This is a genomic window from Hydrogenivirga sp. 128-5-R1-1 (assembly GCF_000171895.1).
Window position 1 is genome coordinate 1 of the sequence record NZ_ABHJ01000017.1, and the last position, 15,475, is coordinate 15,475.

At 51.8% G+C, this 15,475-nt stretch carries 10 protein-coding genes and 1 pseudogene; all 11 read right to left on the reverse strand.

Features of this window, described 5'->3' with window-relative positions; translation table 11 throughout:
* Positions 1-700, reverse strand: a 700-nt coding sequence (locus HG1285_RS06790) for a GTP-binding protein (RefSeq protein ID WP_008288048.1), incomplete at its 3' end; no start/stop codon positions are given.
* Positions 701-716: 16 nt separating this feature from the next.
* Entirely contained in the window at positions 717-2,816 is a 2,100-nt protein-coding gene (gene fusA, locus HG1285_RS06785; protein ID WP_008288049.1) for an elongation factor G, read from the reverse strand.
* Positions 2,817-2,827: 11 nt separating this feature from the next.
* Positions 2,828-3,310 (reverse strand): 30S ribosomal protein S7, encoded by a 483-nt coding sequence (gene rpsG, locus HG1285_RS06780; RefSeq protein WP_008288050.1) that lies wholly within the window; start codon positions 3,308-3,310, stop codon positions 2,828-2,830.
* 3 nt (positions 3,311-3,313) lie between these two features.
* On the reverse strand, positions 3,314-3,700 hold the full coding sequence (rpsL, locus tag HG1285_RS06775; protein WP_008288051.1) for a 30S ribosomal protein S12: 387 nt from the start codon (positions 3,698-3,700) through the stop codon (positions 3,314-3,316).
* Positions 3,701-3,740: 40 nt separating this feature from the next.
* A pseudogene (gene rpoC / locus HG1285_RS18150) lies at positions 3,741-8,488 on the reverse strand (DNA-directed RNA polymerase subunit beta').
* Positions 8,485-12,897 (reverse strand): DNA-directed RNA polymerase subunit beta, encoded by a 4,413-nt coding sequence (locus HG1285_RS06765; RefSeq protein ID WP_008288054.1) that lies wholly within the window; start codon positions 12,895-12,897, stop codon positions 8,485-8,487. The pseudogene rpoC and the gene HG1285_RS06765 overlap by 4 nt, the downstream one beginning before the upstream one ends.
* Positions 12,898-13,025: 128 nt before the next feature.
* A complete protein-coding gene (rplL, locus tag HG1285_RS06760) occupies positions 13,026-13,415 on the reverse strand; it encodes a 50S ribosomal protein L7/L12 (RefSeq protein WP_032496773.1) in 390 nt (129 codons plus the stop codon).
* Positions 13,357-13,974, reverse strand: coding sequence for a 50S ribosomal protein L10 (gene rplJ, locus HG1285_RS18155; protein ID WP_008288056.1), 618 nt, complete (start codon positions 13,972-13,974; stop codon positions 13,357-13,359). Before rplJ ends, rplL begins: the two co-directional genes overlap by 59 nt.
* A 12-nt stretch (positions 13,975-13,986) precedes the next feature.
* Complete coding sequence (gene rplA / locus HG1285_RS06750; RefSeq protein WP_008288058.1) at positions 13,987-14,715, reverse strand: 50S ribosomal protein L1; 729 nt, start codon at positions 14,713-14,715, stop codon at positions 13,987-13,989.
* An 11-nt stretch (positions 14,716-14,726) separates the two neighbouring features.
* Positions 14,727-15,158: a 50S ribosomal protein L11 gene (gene rplK / locus HG1285_RS06745; protein WP_008288059.1), complete on the reverse strand. Its 432-nt coding sequence runs from the start codon at positions 15,156-15,158 to the stop codon at positions 14,727-14,729.
* Positions 15,159-15,169: 11 nt separating this feature from the next.
* Positions 15,170-15,475 (reverse strand): KOW motif-containing protein (locus HG1285_RS06740; protein ID WP_008288060.1); only part of this gene is annotated, 306 nt, incomplete at its 5' end.

The following is a 15,475-nucleotide window of genomic DNA, read 5'->3' on the forward strand; positions in this document are numbered from 1 at the left end:
CCCTTCCGGATATGGTGAACACGTCCTCTATGGGCATGAGGAAGGGTTTGTCTGTGTCCCTCTTGGGGGTGGGTATGTACTCGTCCATCGCGTTAAGGAGTTCCTTTATGCTCTCTACCCACTTGCCGGGGGAGTTCTGTTCAAGTTCCTGTAACGCCCCAAGGGCTGAGCCTTTTATTACGGGTACTTCGTCCCCGGGAAACTCGTACTTGTTGAGGAGTTCCCTTACCTCAAGCTCAACGAGTTCAAGGAGTTCTTCGTCGTCTACCATGTCGCACTTGTTCATGTACACGACTATGTAGGGTACGTTAACCTGTCTGGCGAGCAGCACGTGCTCCCTTGTCTGGGGCATGGGTCCGTCCGCCGCTGAGACGACGAGTATCGCCCCGTCCATCTGGGCTGCCCCGGTTATCATGTTCTTGATGTAATCTGCGTGCCCAGGACAGTCAACGTGGGCATAGTGTCTCTTGGCTGTCTCGTACTCAACGTGGGTTATGTTTATGGTTATCCCTCTCTCTTTCTCTTCTGGTGCTTTATCTATCTCCTCGTACTTGTAGCACTCTGCCTTTCCTCCCTCTACCAGCCCTGCTGCAAGGGTGCAGGTTATGGCTGAGGTCAGCGTGCTCTTGCCGTGGTCTACGTGCCCTATCGTCCCTACGTTTACGTGCTCCTTCGTCCTCTCAAATTTCTCCTTCGCCATCTATACCAACCTCCTATCAGGCGCTCTTCCCTGCCATGCGTTCCCCGATAATCTTTTCAGCGATATGCTGAGGAACCTCTTCGTAATGGGAAAACTTCATTATAAAGGTTCCTCTTCCTTGTGTCAAGCTCCTGAGCGTGGTCGCGTAACCGAACATCTCCGCAAGGGGGACGTGTGCCTTCACGACCGTTATGACCCCCTTGTTCTCCATGCCCATGATCTTTCCGCGTCTGGAGTTGAGGTCTCCTATCACGTCACCCACGTAGTCTTCGGGAGTCTCTACCTCAACCTCCATTATGGGCTCAAGTATTACCGGGTCTGCCTTCTTGGCGGCGTCCTTGAAAGCCATAGAACCAGCTATCTGGAAGGCTATCTCGGAGGAGTCAACCTCGTGGTAAGAACCGTCGTAGAGCCTGACTTTTACATCAACCACAGGATAGCCAGCGAGTATTCCCCCTTCCATAGCCTCCTTTATACCCTTCTCAACGGCGGGGATGAACTCTTTGGGTATGACACCTCCTACTATCGCGTTCTCAAAGATAAAACCTTGACCTCTCTCAAGGGGCTCTATCTCAATTATCGCGTGTCCGTACTGACCTCTACCACCCGTCTGCCTTATGAACTTGCCCTCTCCGTTAGCCTTCTTGCGCACGGTCTCCTTGTAGGCAACCTGAGGTTTACCCACGTTGACCTCTATGTTGTACTCCCTCTTCATACGGTCAACCATTATCTCCAGGTGGAGCTCACCCATTCCGTGTATGAGGGTCTGTCCGGTCTCAGGATCGGAGCTCGCCCTGAAGGTGGGGTCTTCCTTCATGAACTTGTTTAGAACCTGAGAGAGCTTCTCCTGATCCTTCTTGGTCTTAGGCTCAATAGCCATGGATATGACGGGATCGGGGAACTCAAGCTTCTCAAGGATTATGGGGTGCTTCTCGTCCGAGAGGGTGTCTCCTGTGGCAGCGTCCAGACCGACAACGGCGCATATCTCCCCTGCGGCTACCTCCTGTATCTCTTCCCTCGTGTTGGCGTGCATGAGGAGAAGCCTTCCGACCCTCTGCTTTTCCCCCTTGGTCACGTTCAGAACGTAGGAGCCTGCCTTCAACTTCCCTGAAAACACCCTTATGTAGGTTAGCTGTCCAGCGTAGGGGTCAGACATAACCTTGAAGGCGTATGCGCAGAAGGGTTCATCGTCAGTGGGCTTCCTCTCCTCAGTCTCTCCCGTGTTAGGGTTGATTCCCTTTATGGGAGGAAGGTCTATCGGTGAGGGAAGGTAGTCTATGACCGCATCAAGGAGGGGCTGAACACCCTTATTCTTAAAGGCTGAACCACAGAGAACGGGAACGAGCTGTCTGTTTATCGTAGCCTTCCTTAAGGCGCTCCTGAGCTCATCAACGCTTATCTCCTGACCCTCAAGGTACTTCTCCATGAGCTCGTCGTCCGTTTCAACGATGGTCTCAACCATCTTCTCACGCCACTCCTGGGCTTTGTCCTTGAGATCGTCGGGTATGTCTCTGATCTCGTACTTGGCACCGAGGGTCTCTTCAAGCCATATTATCGCCTTCATCTCCATGAGGTCTACAACACCTTCGTAGTTGTCCTCCGCACCCACGGGCAGTTGGACTGCAACGGGCTTTATGGTCAGCTTCTCCTCTATCTCCTTAAAGACCCTGTAGAAGTCTGCCCCGAGCCTGTCCAGCTTGTTTATGAAGGCTATCCTCGGAACGTTGAACCTGTCAGCCCACCTCCAGTTTGCCTCGGACTGGGGCTGGACACCCTCAACAGCGGAGAAGATGAAAACTATTCCGTCCAGCACCTTCATGGAACGGACGACCTCAACGGAGAAGTCCACGTGTCCCGGGGTATCAATTATGTTTATCTGATACTTATCTCCATTTCTCTCCCAGAAGCAGGCTGTGGTAGCGGCGGTTATGGTTATGCCCCTCTCCTTCTCCTGCTCCATCCAGTCCATCGTGGCTGCACCTTCGTGCACCTCACCTATCTTGTAGGTTCTTCCCGTATAGTAGAGCACCCTTTCCGTAGTGGTAGTCTTACCCGCATCTATGTGCGCCACTATACCTATGTTTCTCAACTTCTCTATGGGCACCGCCCTTGCCATAACTTACCTCCTTACCATCTAAAGTGTGAAAAGACCATGTTCGCCTGAGCCATCTTGTGGGTGTCTTCCTTCTTCTTTATGGCTCCTCCCTTTCCGTCAAGGACATCAAGGAGTTCAGCCTTTAGCCTCTGAACCATAGTGTAGGAGCCCTTTCCTCTGGGTCTGTTTCTCGCAGCGTCAACGAGCCATCTTATGGCTAAGCTTATCTGTCTCCTTTCGGGAACCTCTATGGGAACCTGGTAGGTGGCACCACCCACACGCCTGGGTCTCACTTCCCACTGGGGCTTGAGGTTTTCTATAACCTTGTTCATAAGCTCAACGGGAGTCATACCCCTCTCCTGGGCAGCCTCCTCAAGGGCTGTGTAAACTATCCATTCCGCAACGCTCTTCTTACCGTCCTGCATGATCTTGTTTATGAGCTTCTGTATGAGGACGTCTCCATACTTAGGGTCGGGAGCTATCTCTCTAGGTGTAACGGGTCCTTTTCTGGGCATACCTTAACCTCCCTTCTCTTCCTTGGGTCTCTTTGCACCGTACTTGGAGCGGGACTGTCTCCTTCCCTGAACGCCTGCGGCGTCAAGGGTACCCCTTATAACCTTGTATCTAACACCGGGAAGGTCTTTGACCCTTCCGCCCCTCACGAGAACTATGGAATGCTCCTGAAGGTTGTGTCCCTCTCCGGGTATGTAGGCAGAAACCTCTATGCCGTTTGAAAGTCTCACCCTCGCAACCTTTCTGAGGGCTGAGTTCGGCTTCTTGGGTGTGACAGTGTAAACCCTTACGCAGACTCCCCTCTTCTGAGGGTTCCCTTCCAGAGCGGGAGACTTTGACTTCTTCTTCCTCTTCTCCCTTCCGTACTTGATAAGCTGATTAATCGTCGGCATACCGCTTTCCTCCTGAAAACACGCAATCAACTATTATAGCTCACTCTCCTTCTTCCTTCAAATCCTCTTCTTCCTGAGCTGGGGGTTCTTCGGTGAACAGGAGCTTCTGTCCCTCTTCAACGACGTCAACCCTTGAGTACTCGTCAACCCCAGTTCCTGCAGGTATGAGGTTTCCTATTATCACGTTCTCCTTGAGTCCGTACAGCTCGTCCGTTTGCCCTCGCAGGCGGCTTCGGTGAGAACCTTTGTCGTCTCCTGGAAGGAGGCTGCAGATATCCAGCTCCTCGTAGAGAGTGACGCCTTAGTTATTCCCACGAGGACGGGCTCCGCCTTGGGGAGCTTTCCTCCCTCTTCCTTGATCCTCTGGATCTCTTCTTCAAGCTCTTCCCTGTCAACTTCCTCATTCACAAGGAACCTGCTATCACCTGGGTCAACTATCCTCCTCTTTCTGAGCATCTGCTTGATGATTATCTCAAAGTGCTTGTCGCTTATATCAACACCCTGGAGTTTGTATACCATCTGAACTTCTTTGAGCAGGAACTTCTGAAGCTCCTCAACACCCTTAACCTTGAGCATCTCCTCTGGTATGGGTGTTCCGTCGGTCAAGGGCTCTCCAGCCTCAACCTCGTCTCCGTCCTTGACCAAGAGGTGCTTACCCTTGGGAACGAGATACTCCTTTTCAAGACCGGTTTCCCTGTTGTACACGATCACCCTGAAGCCCTTGCTTCCCTTCATCCTGACCTGTCCGTCTATGTCCGAGACTATGCTCTCAGTTATGTTCTGTCCCTTCTTTATGAACTGTCCGTGCCTGACGAGTATGAGCTCGTCTTTCTTTATAGCGTACTTACGGGTCTCGCCGGTGGATACGTTGTAGACTATGACCTCGTCCGCGTCCTCGTATATCTTAACGTAGCCGTCTATCTCAGAGATTATCGCAGGGTTCTTGGGCTTACGGGCTTCAAAGAGTTCCTCAACTCTGGGGAGACCTCCCACTATGTCTCTGACCTTAGCCATCTCTTTGGGTATCCTTGCAAGGACATCTCCGGGCTTTACCTTCAGGTCTTTGACCACGTAGTACCTGTGCTGTATCTTAGCATCCTCAGCCTCAGAACAGGTCGGGCAGACATGCCATTCAAGCTCCATCCTCTCAGAGGGTATGTTCAGAATTGAGTTCACCGGCAGGTCGTAGGTTAACTCCTTGCCTTTATCTGTAACAACTACGACCCTCGGTGTGTGGAGCATGGCATCCTTGGGTCTCATGAAGGATACGACGGTAGCCGTCTTTCCTGTCAGGGCGTCTCTCTCCTCTCTGACGGTAACGTCAAGGATTATGTCCCTGAGCTCAACCCTACCCTCTTCCTCGGCTATTATGTAGGTGTTGAAGGGATCCCATTCCGCGAGGGAAGTTCCCTCCTTTACCTTACTGCCCTCTTCAACGAGTATCTTCGCCCCGTAAGGGACAGCGTGTCTCTCAATTACCCTTCCTTCCTCGTCAACTATACCTATGGCTCCCTCTCTGGATATGTTTATGAGGTCTCCCTTCCTGTTCTTTATCAGTCTAAGGTTGTAGAACTTCACCTCTCCAGAGGTCTCTGCCACGAGGACGTTCTGAACCTTCTGGGCTGTAGCAGCACCACCTATGTGGAAGGTCCTCATCGTGAGCTGGGTTCCGGGCTCTCCTATGGACTGGGCGGCTATAACGCCCACAGCCTCTCCAACGGAGACTATCTTCCTCTGGGATAGATCCCATCCGTAACACATGGCACATACGCCGCGCCTTGACTCACAGGAGAGGGGTGACCTCACCCTTACCTTCTCAACACCGCTTCTCGCTATCTTCTCGGCGAGCTTCTCGTCTATGACGTCGTTCCTCTTGGCTACAAGCTCTCCCGTGTAGGGGTCCTTTACGTCCTCGGCGAGAACCCTTCCGAATATCCTGTCCTTGAGGGGCACCTTCTCCTCACCGCCCTCAACGATGGGCTCAACCTCTATTCCCTTAAGGGTTCCGCAGTCGTGTTCGGTCACAGTTATGTCCTGGGCTACGTCAACGAGCCTCCTGGTAAGGTATCCCGCAAAGGCTGTCTTCAATGCCGTGTCCGCCAGACCTTTCCTTGCACCGTAGGTGGATATGAAGTACTCAAGGACTGATAGTCCCTCACGGAAGTTGGAGATTATGGGGGTCTCTATGAACTCTCCCGAGTGCTTAGCCATGAGACCCCTCATCCCTGCAAGCTGTCTTATCTGGTCTCTGTTACCTCTCGCACCCGAGTTTGCCATCATGAATATGGGGTTGAAGACGCCGGGGTACTTCTTGCCGTTCTCTACCCTCTCCGTCTGTTCTATCTCGTCAAACATCGCCTTGGATATCTGGTTGGTAGCCTCAGACCAGATGTCTATGATCTTGTTGTAACGCTCCTTGTTGGTAATTATGTTGTTGACGTACTGGTTCCATATCTCGTCGGTCTCCTTGAGGGCTTTCTCTATCACACCTTTCTTGACTTCCGGTATCTGCAGGTCTTCCACACCTATGGATATACCCGCCATGGTCGCCCTCACGAAGCCCAGCTCCTTCACCCTGTCAAGGAACTTGACCGTTTCCTCGTTACCCACCTGTATGTAAAGCTCTGTTATAAGCTTTGAGAGGTTCTTCTTGTCAAGGGTGTGGTTCACGAAGGGGACACCTTCGGGCATTATGGAGTTGAAGAGAACCCTTCCGGGTGTGGTATCTATCAACCTGCCGTCAAGCTTTACCTTTACGCCAGCGTGTATGTCAACCTTACCCATATCAAGGGCTTTGAGCACCTCTTCCCTTGAGGAGAACACCTTGCCCTCACCCTTTCTTCCGGGTATGGGGTCTTGGGTCATGTAGTAGGTTCCGAGGATCATATCCTGAGAGGGCATGGTAAGCGGCTTTCCGTGGGCGGGAGAGAGAATGTTCTGGGTTGAAAGCATGAGTATGTAGGACTCCAGCTGTGCCTCCACGCCGAGGGGAACGTGCACAGCCATCTGGTCTCCGTCAAAGTCCGCGTTGAAGGGTGGACAGACGAGGGGGTGCAGTCTGATAGCCTTGCCTTCCACAAGGGTGGGCTCAAAAGCCTGAACGGAAGGTCTGTGAAGCGTAGGAGCCCTGTTGAGGAGAACCGGGTGCTGTTTCACGACCTCTTCAAGGCACTCCCACACCTCCGGAGCCCTCTGCTCAACGAGCTTCTTGGCATTCCTTATTGAGGTGGCGTAGCCCTTCTCCTCAAGCCTCCTGTAAACGAAGGGCTTGAAAAGTTCAAGAGCCATTATCTTGGGTAGTCCACACTGGTGCATCTCCAGTTCGGGACCCACAACTATGACGGAACGACCGGAGTAGTCAACCCTCTTACCGAGAAGGTTCTGCCTGAACCTTCCCTGCTTACCCTTAAGGTAGTCCGCCAGCGACTTGAGAGGTCTTCCGTTCTGGGTTACCACCCTTCCCCTCTTTCCGTTGTCTATGAGGGCGTCAACTGCCTCCTGGAGCATCCTCTTCTCGTTCCTTATGATTATCTCGGGGGCATCCAGCTCTATGAGACGCTTGAGCCTGTTGTTCCTGTTTATGAGCCTCCTGTAGAGGTCGTTCAGGTCTGATGTGGCGAACCTGCCTCCGTCAAGGGCAACGAGGGGTCTGAGGTCTGGAGGTAGAACGGGTATGACCTCAAGTATCATCCACTCAGGTCTGTTGTCGCTCTTTATAAAGCCGTCAACGAGCTTGAGTATCCTGAGGTACTTCCTGACCCTCTGCTCGGAGACTTCCTTCAGGACGGTAGTTCTTATGTCCTCCTTGATCCTCTCAAATATCGGGATATTCTTCTTAGCCCTGACGTTCTCGTAGTATGTCCTCAGTGCCTCCTTGCCCGTAAGGTACTCGTCACCCTTGTCCTCCTTGGACAGCTCTCCCGTTTCAACGTTCAGGTAGAGCTCCTCGTTGAGTATCGCGTGTACAGCCTGCTCAAGGGAAAGCCCCATCTCCTCAAGGTTAGGGAACAGGACGCCGAACTCGTTGAAGTCCTGAGCTATAGTCCTGATTATCTTCTCGTAGAGGTTCTTGTACTGGGTCTCAACGTTCTTCCCGAGGTCTTCAAAACCTATGCTGTAGGGCTTTATAAGGGACTTGAGCTTTTTGGAGTATTCGTGGAGGTCAAGCTGAGACAGGACGGTGCTCACTATTTCAGCACCCATGCCGTACTCGTACTTTTCGTCTATTGTGAAAGAGTACTCCTCTTCAAACTCCTGCTCGGTTACCACGTGAAGCTTGACCCACTTGGTAGTGGTTCCATCGTTGAGTGGTATGGTGTCCTCCATGTGGAGGAAAGCCTCTTCCTCCTCCTCCGTGGGATACTCTATAACGAGGTAGGACTCAAAGTAGATAACCCTCTCCACGTCCCTTGAGGTCAGGTTGAGGAGCGTCCCTATCTTTGATGGAGTTGATTTCAAGAACCATATATGAGCTACCGGTGCGGCGAGCTCTATGTGACCGAACCTCTTCCTCCTCTCGTAGGAGAGGGTAACCTCAACACCACACCTATCACATACCGTTCCCTCGTATCTCTTGCCCCTGTATTTTCCACACAGACACTCGTAGTCCTTTACCGGTCCGAATATCTTTGCGCAGAAGAGTCCGTCCTTTTCGGGTTTCAGAGTTCTGTAGTTAAGGGTCTCAGGACGCTTAACCTCCCCGTTAGACCAGCTCCTGACCTCCTCTGGGGAGGCAAGGAGGAGCTTGATCCTCTCAAAGGGGAAAAGTCCTCTTCTTCTCTGATTCATTTTTCTTCCTCCTCTTTCATCTCAACCTGGTCACACCCCACGTTCTCGCCGTTCACACACCTGACGTCAAGGCTCAAAGCCTTCAGCTCCCTAACGAGAACTCTGAAGGACTCAGGTATGCCCGGCGAGTAGGTGTACCTGCCCTTAACTATCGCCTCATACACCTTGCTCCTACCCTCTATGTCGTCGGACTTGACTGTGAGCATCTCCTGAAGAGTGTAAGCAGCCCCATGCGCTTCAAGTGCCCACACTTCCATCTCTCCGAGTCTCTGACCACCGAACTGAGCCCTTCCTCCGAGAGGCTGCTGGGTAACGAGGGAGTAGGGACCCGTTGACCTGGCGTGAACCTTGTCGTCAACCATGTGTATGAGCTTGAGCATGTGCATGTAGCCCACCGTAACCTCAAAGTCAAAGGGCTCTCCCGTTCTTCCATCGTAGAGGGTGCTCTTGCCATTCTCGGGAAGACCAGCACGCTTTAGGAGCTTCTTTATAGCCTCTTCCTCTGCACCCTCAAAGGCAGGGGTTGCCATGGGCACGCCCTTCTCTGCGTAGTCCTTCACGAGGGCGTAGAACTCGTCGTCGGATAGGGAGTTCAGGAATTCCTCTATGAACTTGGCGTTCTCCCCGGTTATGTCGCCTATGGCATATATCTCCTTGAACCACTTGGTAAGCTTCTTCCTGTCAAGTCCCTGAGAGATCATATCACCTATCTTTCTTCCAAGACCTCTCGCAGCCCAACCGAGGTGGGTCTCAAGTATCTGACCCACGTTCATTCTTGAGGGAACACCGAGAGGGTTCAGAACGACATCCACGGGCGTTCCGTCGGGCAGGAAGGGCATGTCCTCAACGGGAAGGACGACAGATATAACGCCCTTGTTACCGTGTCTTCCAGCCATCTTGTCACCGACCTTTATCTTCCTCTTCTGGGCTATGTAAACCTTCACGAGGGTGATAACACCGGGCGGCAGATCTCCCTTCCTGTAAAGGGACTTCTTCTTCTCGTCGTATATCTTGGTAAGCATCTGCATCTGGGTCTTAGCCTTGTTCACCACTTCGGTTATCTGATTTATGAGCTTCTTACTCTTGAAGAAGTTGTCGGGCTTGGAAATTATGAAGTTAAGGAAGGAGCTGAGAAACTTCTCGTCTATCTTTGTTCCGGCCTTGTAGGTCTTCTTTCTCAGGGTAACGTCCTTCTCTATCTTCTTACCGAGAACGAGACCTTTGAGAACTTTGTTCCTTCCGTCAATTATGAGGTTCTTCCTTCTCTCAAGCTCCTCCTTGAGGGCTTCCATCTCCTCCCTCTCAACGGTGTCCACGAGCATGTTCCTTCTCTCTCCGGTTCTGCGCGTGAATATCTGAACGTCTATCACCACACCCTCAACACCGGGAGGACACCTGAGCGAGGAATCCTTCACGTCCTTTGACTTCTCTCCGAATATAGCCTGTAATAGCTTCTCCTCAGGCGTTAGCTGGGTCTCCCCCTTGGGAGTGACCTTACCAACCAGTATGTCTCCGGGCTTTACGTAGGTTCCAACCCTGACTATACCGAGCTCGTCAAGGTGTGCGAGAGCCTTCTCCGGCACTCCAGGTATCTGCCTTGATATCTCCTCCTCTCCGAGCTTGGTCTCCCTCGCCTCAACCTCAAGCTCCTCTATATGTATGGACGTGAAGACGTCCTCTTTAACGAGCCTCTCCGATATGACTATGGCGTCCTCAAAGTTGTACCCTCTCCAAGGCATGAAGGCTACGAGAACGTCCTTACCGAGGGCGAGCTCACCCCTGAAGGTGGACTGACCGTCGGCTATAACCTCTCCAGCCTTTATCTCCTGTCCCTTCTCAACGAGAGGCCTCTGGTTCACACAGGTGTTCTGGTTCGTCCTCTGAAACTTCTTGAGATCGTATATGTCTATACCGAAGTCAAGAGGGTCGTTGGGGTCTATCTCTTCGGGATTAACCCTGACCACTATCCTTGCACTGTTGACCTCTTCAACCACGCCGCCCCTCTTGGCTGTCAGCACCGAGTGGGAGTCCCTCGCCACCTTCTTCTCCATACCCGTACCTATGAGGGGTGCCTGGGTGAATATGAGGGGTACCGCCTGCCTCTGCATGTTTGATCCCATCAGAGCCCTGTTAGCGTCGTCGTGCTCAAGGAAGGGAATGAGCGATGCAGAAACTGATATAACCTGCCTCGGTGATACGTCTATGTAGTTCACCTGCTCGGGCTTCACTATCCTTATGTCGTTCTTGTGTCTCGCGAGAACCCTTTCGGTCAGTATCTTGCCCTTCTCATCGGTGGGCGTGCTCTGAGCTATGACGAAATCTTCCTCCTCATAGGCGGCAAGGTAGTCTATGTCGTTGGTGACGGTGCCGTTCTCAACCTTCCTGTAGGGTGTTATCAGGAAACCGTACTCGTTAACCTGAGCGTAGACGGTCATAGATGTAACGAGACCTATGTTCTGACCCTCAGGCGTCTCTATGGGACATATCCTTCCGTAGTGAGAGGGGTGGACGTCCCTTATCTCAAACTTTGCACTCTCCCTCGTGAGACCGCCGGGTCCCAGAGCGGATAGCCTCCTCTTGTGGGTGAGAGCGGAAAGAGGGTTGGCGTTATCAAGATACTGGGAGAGTTGTCCTCCCTTAAGGAACTCCGTTATAGAGTTGGTAACGTACCTGGGGTTTATGAGGTCTTGGGGTCTTATGTTGGGGTCTTCCGGGTTTATAACAGCGACCCTGTCCCTGAAGACCTTCTCCATCTTGGCTATACCTGTCCTAACCTGATTCTCAAGGAGCTCTCCCACAGACCTAACCCTTCTGTTACCGAGATGAGCTATGTCGTCCTTTCTCTCTCTTCTGAACCGGAGGTCTATCAGGTACTTGAGTATGTTTATGAGGTCAACGGGAAGTATAAACCTCGCCTCTTCCTCCGTGTAGTCCTTTATCTTTACCTCTTTTACCTTCTTGCTCTTGAATATGTCTTTGAGGACTTCCTTCGTGAGCCTCGTACCCTCCTTGTACTTGCCAACGTCTTCGGCAAGCGCAACGGGAGGCAGCTTATCAAGGAGGTCAACGTCCGCAGGCTTCAGGGTCTTGGGCAGTTTATGAACCTTGGCGTTTATCTTTACCCTTCCAACCTTGGATAGGTCGTACCTCGTTATGTGTCCGAAGAAGACCTCAAAGTAGGAGCGTGCCCTCTCAATCAGGTTCTCAATCTCCATGGTCATCGTCTCTACGAGGCGGAGCTTCTTGTATATCTCCATGTAGCCGTAATCTTTAAGGGTAAACTCGGAGGGCACCTTCACCACGCTCATCCTGTCCGGTTCCCTGGGGGTAGTCTCGTTGGCAAGGGTGTCAACGACTATCTTTGCGTAAGGGCTTTTAACCGCGTTCTCGTTGGGAAGTATGGTCACAGCCTCAACCTTTATCCTCTCGTCCTTCAGGAGGAGCTCAAGACCTTCCCACTCCTCTATGTATCTCTCCTCTATAAACTCCTTCTCCTTGTCAGAGTCCTCAAGCTTCGCCCTGTACCTGAGTATGGCAAATATGTAGTGGTGTTCAAGGTCTTCAGGTCTATACTCTTCTCCCGTTTCTGTATCTATGAGGGCTCCCTTCTGAAGGGTCAGCTTTCTTACGCCCTCGTAGAAGTTGGACAGGATCTCGTAGGCGGTTTCAAACCCCCACGCCCTCAGTATAGCTATACCGCTTATCTTCTTTCTGTCAACCCTCGCGTGGAACGTGTCTGTGGTTCCAGAGAGCTCAAACTCTATTCTTGAACCCTTATCGGGTATTATGCTCGCTCTGTAGATGATCCTCGTTATCGTTGCATCCTTCTGCTTCTCCTCCTTCTCCTCAAAGAATACGCCCGTTGACCTTATAAGCTGGTTAACTATTACCCTCTCGCTCCCGTTTATTATGAAAGAGCCCCAGTCGGTCATAAGGGGTATCTCACCGAAGTAAACCTTCTTGGGTGGAGTCTCCCTCTCCTTTCCATCCTCCTTGCTCTTCACCTTCAGCTTGAACATTACCCTAAGGGGAGCCGAATAGGTCAGCCCCTTTATCCTGCACTCATCAGGGGTGTACTTCTCCTTATATACAAGCTTTCCTCCACACTTGGGACAATCCACTCCCCAGCCTGCAAGGAAGTCCGACTCGGGTTTGTATCCGCAAGCGTTGCACTCCCAGTCCCCTATCTCGTATCCGAGGTACTCCATGTGTATGTTTCCATCCGGATCAACGAAGGGAAAGGACGTCCTGAGTATGTACTCAAGCCCTATGTTCTCCCTCTCGTGGGGTGCCTTTTTTAGTTGAATGAAGTTTTCAAAGGAACTTTTTGGTACACTTAATAGGTAGGGAGGTTCTATGATCTCATCACGCCTCCCGAAAAATTTTCTTGGAAGAGCAACATTCTTCATACTTTCCACCCCTTACTGGTTTAGTGGCAAATTAATTATTTTATCACACGGACTAAAGAACGCAGAAAAGGGCATCCTCTTTGAGGACGCCCCGTTCTCTGAAGAAAAGGTTTGGACGTAATCCACTATTACTTCAGCTCTACCTCTGCTCCTGCCTCTTCCAGCTTGGACTTTATCTGTTCAGCCTCCTCTTTGGAGACCCCTTCCTTGATGGGTTTTGGAGCGTTGTCAACAAGCTCCTTAGCCTCTTTGAGTCCGAGTCCTGTTATCTCCCTGACCACCTTGATGACCTGTATCTTGTTGCCTCCGGGAGACTTGAGCACAACGTCAAACTCGGTCTTCTCCTCCGCAGCGGCACCTGCACCTGCACCTGCGGCACCTCCGGCAGGAGCTGCGGCTACCATAGCTGCAGCTGAAACGCCGAATTCTTCTTCAAGTTTTTTAACAAGCTCGGCAACCTCAAGAACGCTCATGTTCTTGATAGCCTCTACAATCTCGTCGATGGTGAGTGTAGCCATAACCAAACCTCCTTAAGATTTTTGCTCTTCTATAGCTTTCAAAGTTAAAACGAGCTTCTGGGGCACAGCCTTCAAGGTCATTGCGAGCTGAGTTACGGGCGCCATCAGAACACCCATAAGCTTGCGACAAGCTCTTCCTGCTGGGAAGCTCAGCGAGCGCAACCACATCTTCGGGGGTCATATACCTGTTGTTAAGAAGACCACCCTTGACCTTCTCCTTGTACTCCTTATCAAAAGCCTCTTTTAAGAACTCTATTAGGGTCTTCGTGGTTGAAACCACATCCTCGTAAGCGAAGAGAGCTGCGCTCGGACCAACGAAGAGGTCTCTGTGATCAACGAGGGGTGTATCCTCAAAGGCTCTGTAAAGCAGGGTATTCCTGCCCACCACCACCTCTCCGTTGACAGCCCTTATCTTAGCCCTGAGCTCAGACAGGGGGAAGGCGTCTATTCCCTGAAAGTTGAAGAAGACCACAAAGCCGTTTGACTTCTGAAACTTATCCCTGTACGAGGCTACGAGCTCCTTCTTCTTTAAAAGGCTCTTCCTTGCTTCCTCTGCCATGGCTCCTCTCCTTTAAGCTGCAAGCTCTTGCAGCTTCTTCATAGTTTCGGGAATATCTATCTTTATGCCGGGTCCCATAGTTGTAGAAACAGTAATGGACTTTACGTACTGACCCTTGGCACCCGGCGGTTTCGCCCTTACGACCGCATCTATGGCAGCGTATATGTTCTCCGCAAGCTTGTCCTTGTCAAAGGATACCTTGCCTACAGGCATGTGGATATTTCCAGCCTTGTCCACCTTGAACTCAACACGACCTTTCTTGGCATCCTTTATAGCCTGCTCCACGTTCTTGGTGACCGTTCCGGTCTTGGGGTTAGGCATGAGTCCTCTGGGACCGAGGATCCTACCGAGCTTTGCCACCTTGGACATTATCTCGGGGGTAGCTATCACCACGTCGTAATCTATCCACTCCTCTTTGAGTATCTTGTTTATGAGGTTCTCTCCGCCAACGTAGTCCGCACCTGCCTCCTCAGCCTTCTTGGCGTCCTCACCCTCAGCGAGGACGAGAACCTTTATGGGCTTGCCGAGTCCGTGGGGAAGAACGACCGAACCCCTGACCATCTGGTCGGCGTACTTGGGATCCACGTTCAGCCGCATGGCGAGCTCAACGGTCTCGTCAAAACCTCTCTGGGCGACCTCCGCAACCTTCTTGAGTATGTCCACAGCTTCCTCTACGCTGTATGTCTTATTCCTGTCAAAGAGCTCCAGAGCCTTAAGGTACTTCTTTCCTCTCTTCGCCATGGCACTACTCCTTACATTCCTTCTATCTCAATACCCATGCTTCTCGCCGTGCCTGCGACAGTCCTCATCGCAGCCTGAAGGTCATCGGTATTCATGTCCTTCAACTTGGTCTTGGCTATCTCCTCAACCTGCTTCGCCGTAACCTTCCCAACCTTCTGCCTCTTGGGATCAGAAGCTCCCTTATCTATGCCCGCCGCCTTCTTCAGCAGGTAAGACACCGGAGGTGTCTTCATTATAAAGGTAAAGCTCCTGTCCTGATAAACGGTTATCACGACGGGAACCACCGTGCCCGGCTCAAAGTCTTTGCTGGCAGCATTGAACTGCTTGACGAACTCCATTATGTTAACGCCGTGCTGACCGAGAGCCGGACCGACAGGTGGTGCGGGAGATGCCTGCTGAGCAGGGAGCATAAGCTCAATAGTTCCTACCACCTTTTTAGCCATTTCAGAGCCTCCTAAATCTTCTCAACCTGTGTAAAGTCAAGCTCAACGGGTGTAAGCCTTCCGAATATGCTTATGAGAACCGTGAGCTTTTCCCTCTCTGGGTGCACTTCCTCAACCGTTCCCGTAAAGTTCATGAAGGGACCCTCTATGACCCTAACCTGGTCTCCCTTCTCAAACTCAACCTTGCGGGTCTTCACGCCCTTCTGAACCTGCTCCAGGATCCTGTTTACCTCCTCCTCCTTCAGGGGAACCACCTTTCCACCGACAAGAACGGGCTTGTATATGTGAGGAGTCTTCTCTATAGCCCGGAGGAGCTT

Bases quoted from the DNA above. Each gene is read 5' to 3' on its own strand.
- fusA (WP_008288049.1), bottom strand. From the start codon at position 2,816: ATGGCAAGGGCGGTGCCCATAGAGAAGTTGAGAAACATAGGTATAGTG.
- rpsG (WP_008288050.1), bottom strand. From the start codon at position 3,310: ATGCCCAGAAAAGGACCCGTTACACCTAGAGAGATAGCTCCCGACCCT.
- rpsL (WP_008288051.1), bottom strand. From the start codon at position 3,700: ATGCCGACGATTAATCAGCTTATCAAGTACGGAAGGGAGAAGAGGAAG.
- HG1285_RS06765 (WP_008288054.1), bottom strand. From the start codon at position 12,897: ATGAAGAATGTTGCTCTTCCAAGAAAATTTTTCGGGAGGCGTGATGAG.
- rplL (WP_032496773.1), bottom strand. From the start codon at position 13,415: ATGGCTACACTCACCATCGACGAGATTGTAGAGGCTATCAAGAACATG.
- rplJ (WP_008288056.1), bottom strand. From the start codon at position 13,974: ATGGCAGAGGAAGCAAGGAAGAGCCTTTTAAAGAAGAAGGAGCTCGTA.
- rplA (WP_008288058.1), bottom strand. From the start codon at position 14,715: ATGGCGAAGAGAGGAAAGAAGTACCTTAAGGCTCTGGAGCTCTTTGAC.
- rplK (WP_008288059.1), bottom strand. From the start codon at position 15,158: ATGGCTAAAAAGGTGGTAGGAACTATTGAGCTTATGCTCCCTGCTCAG.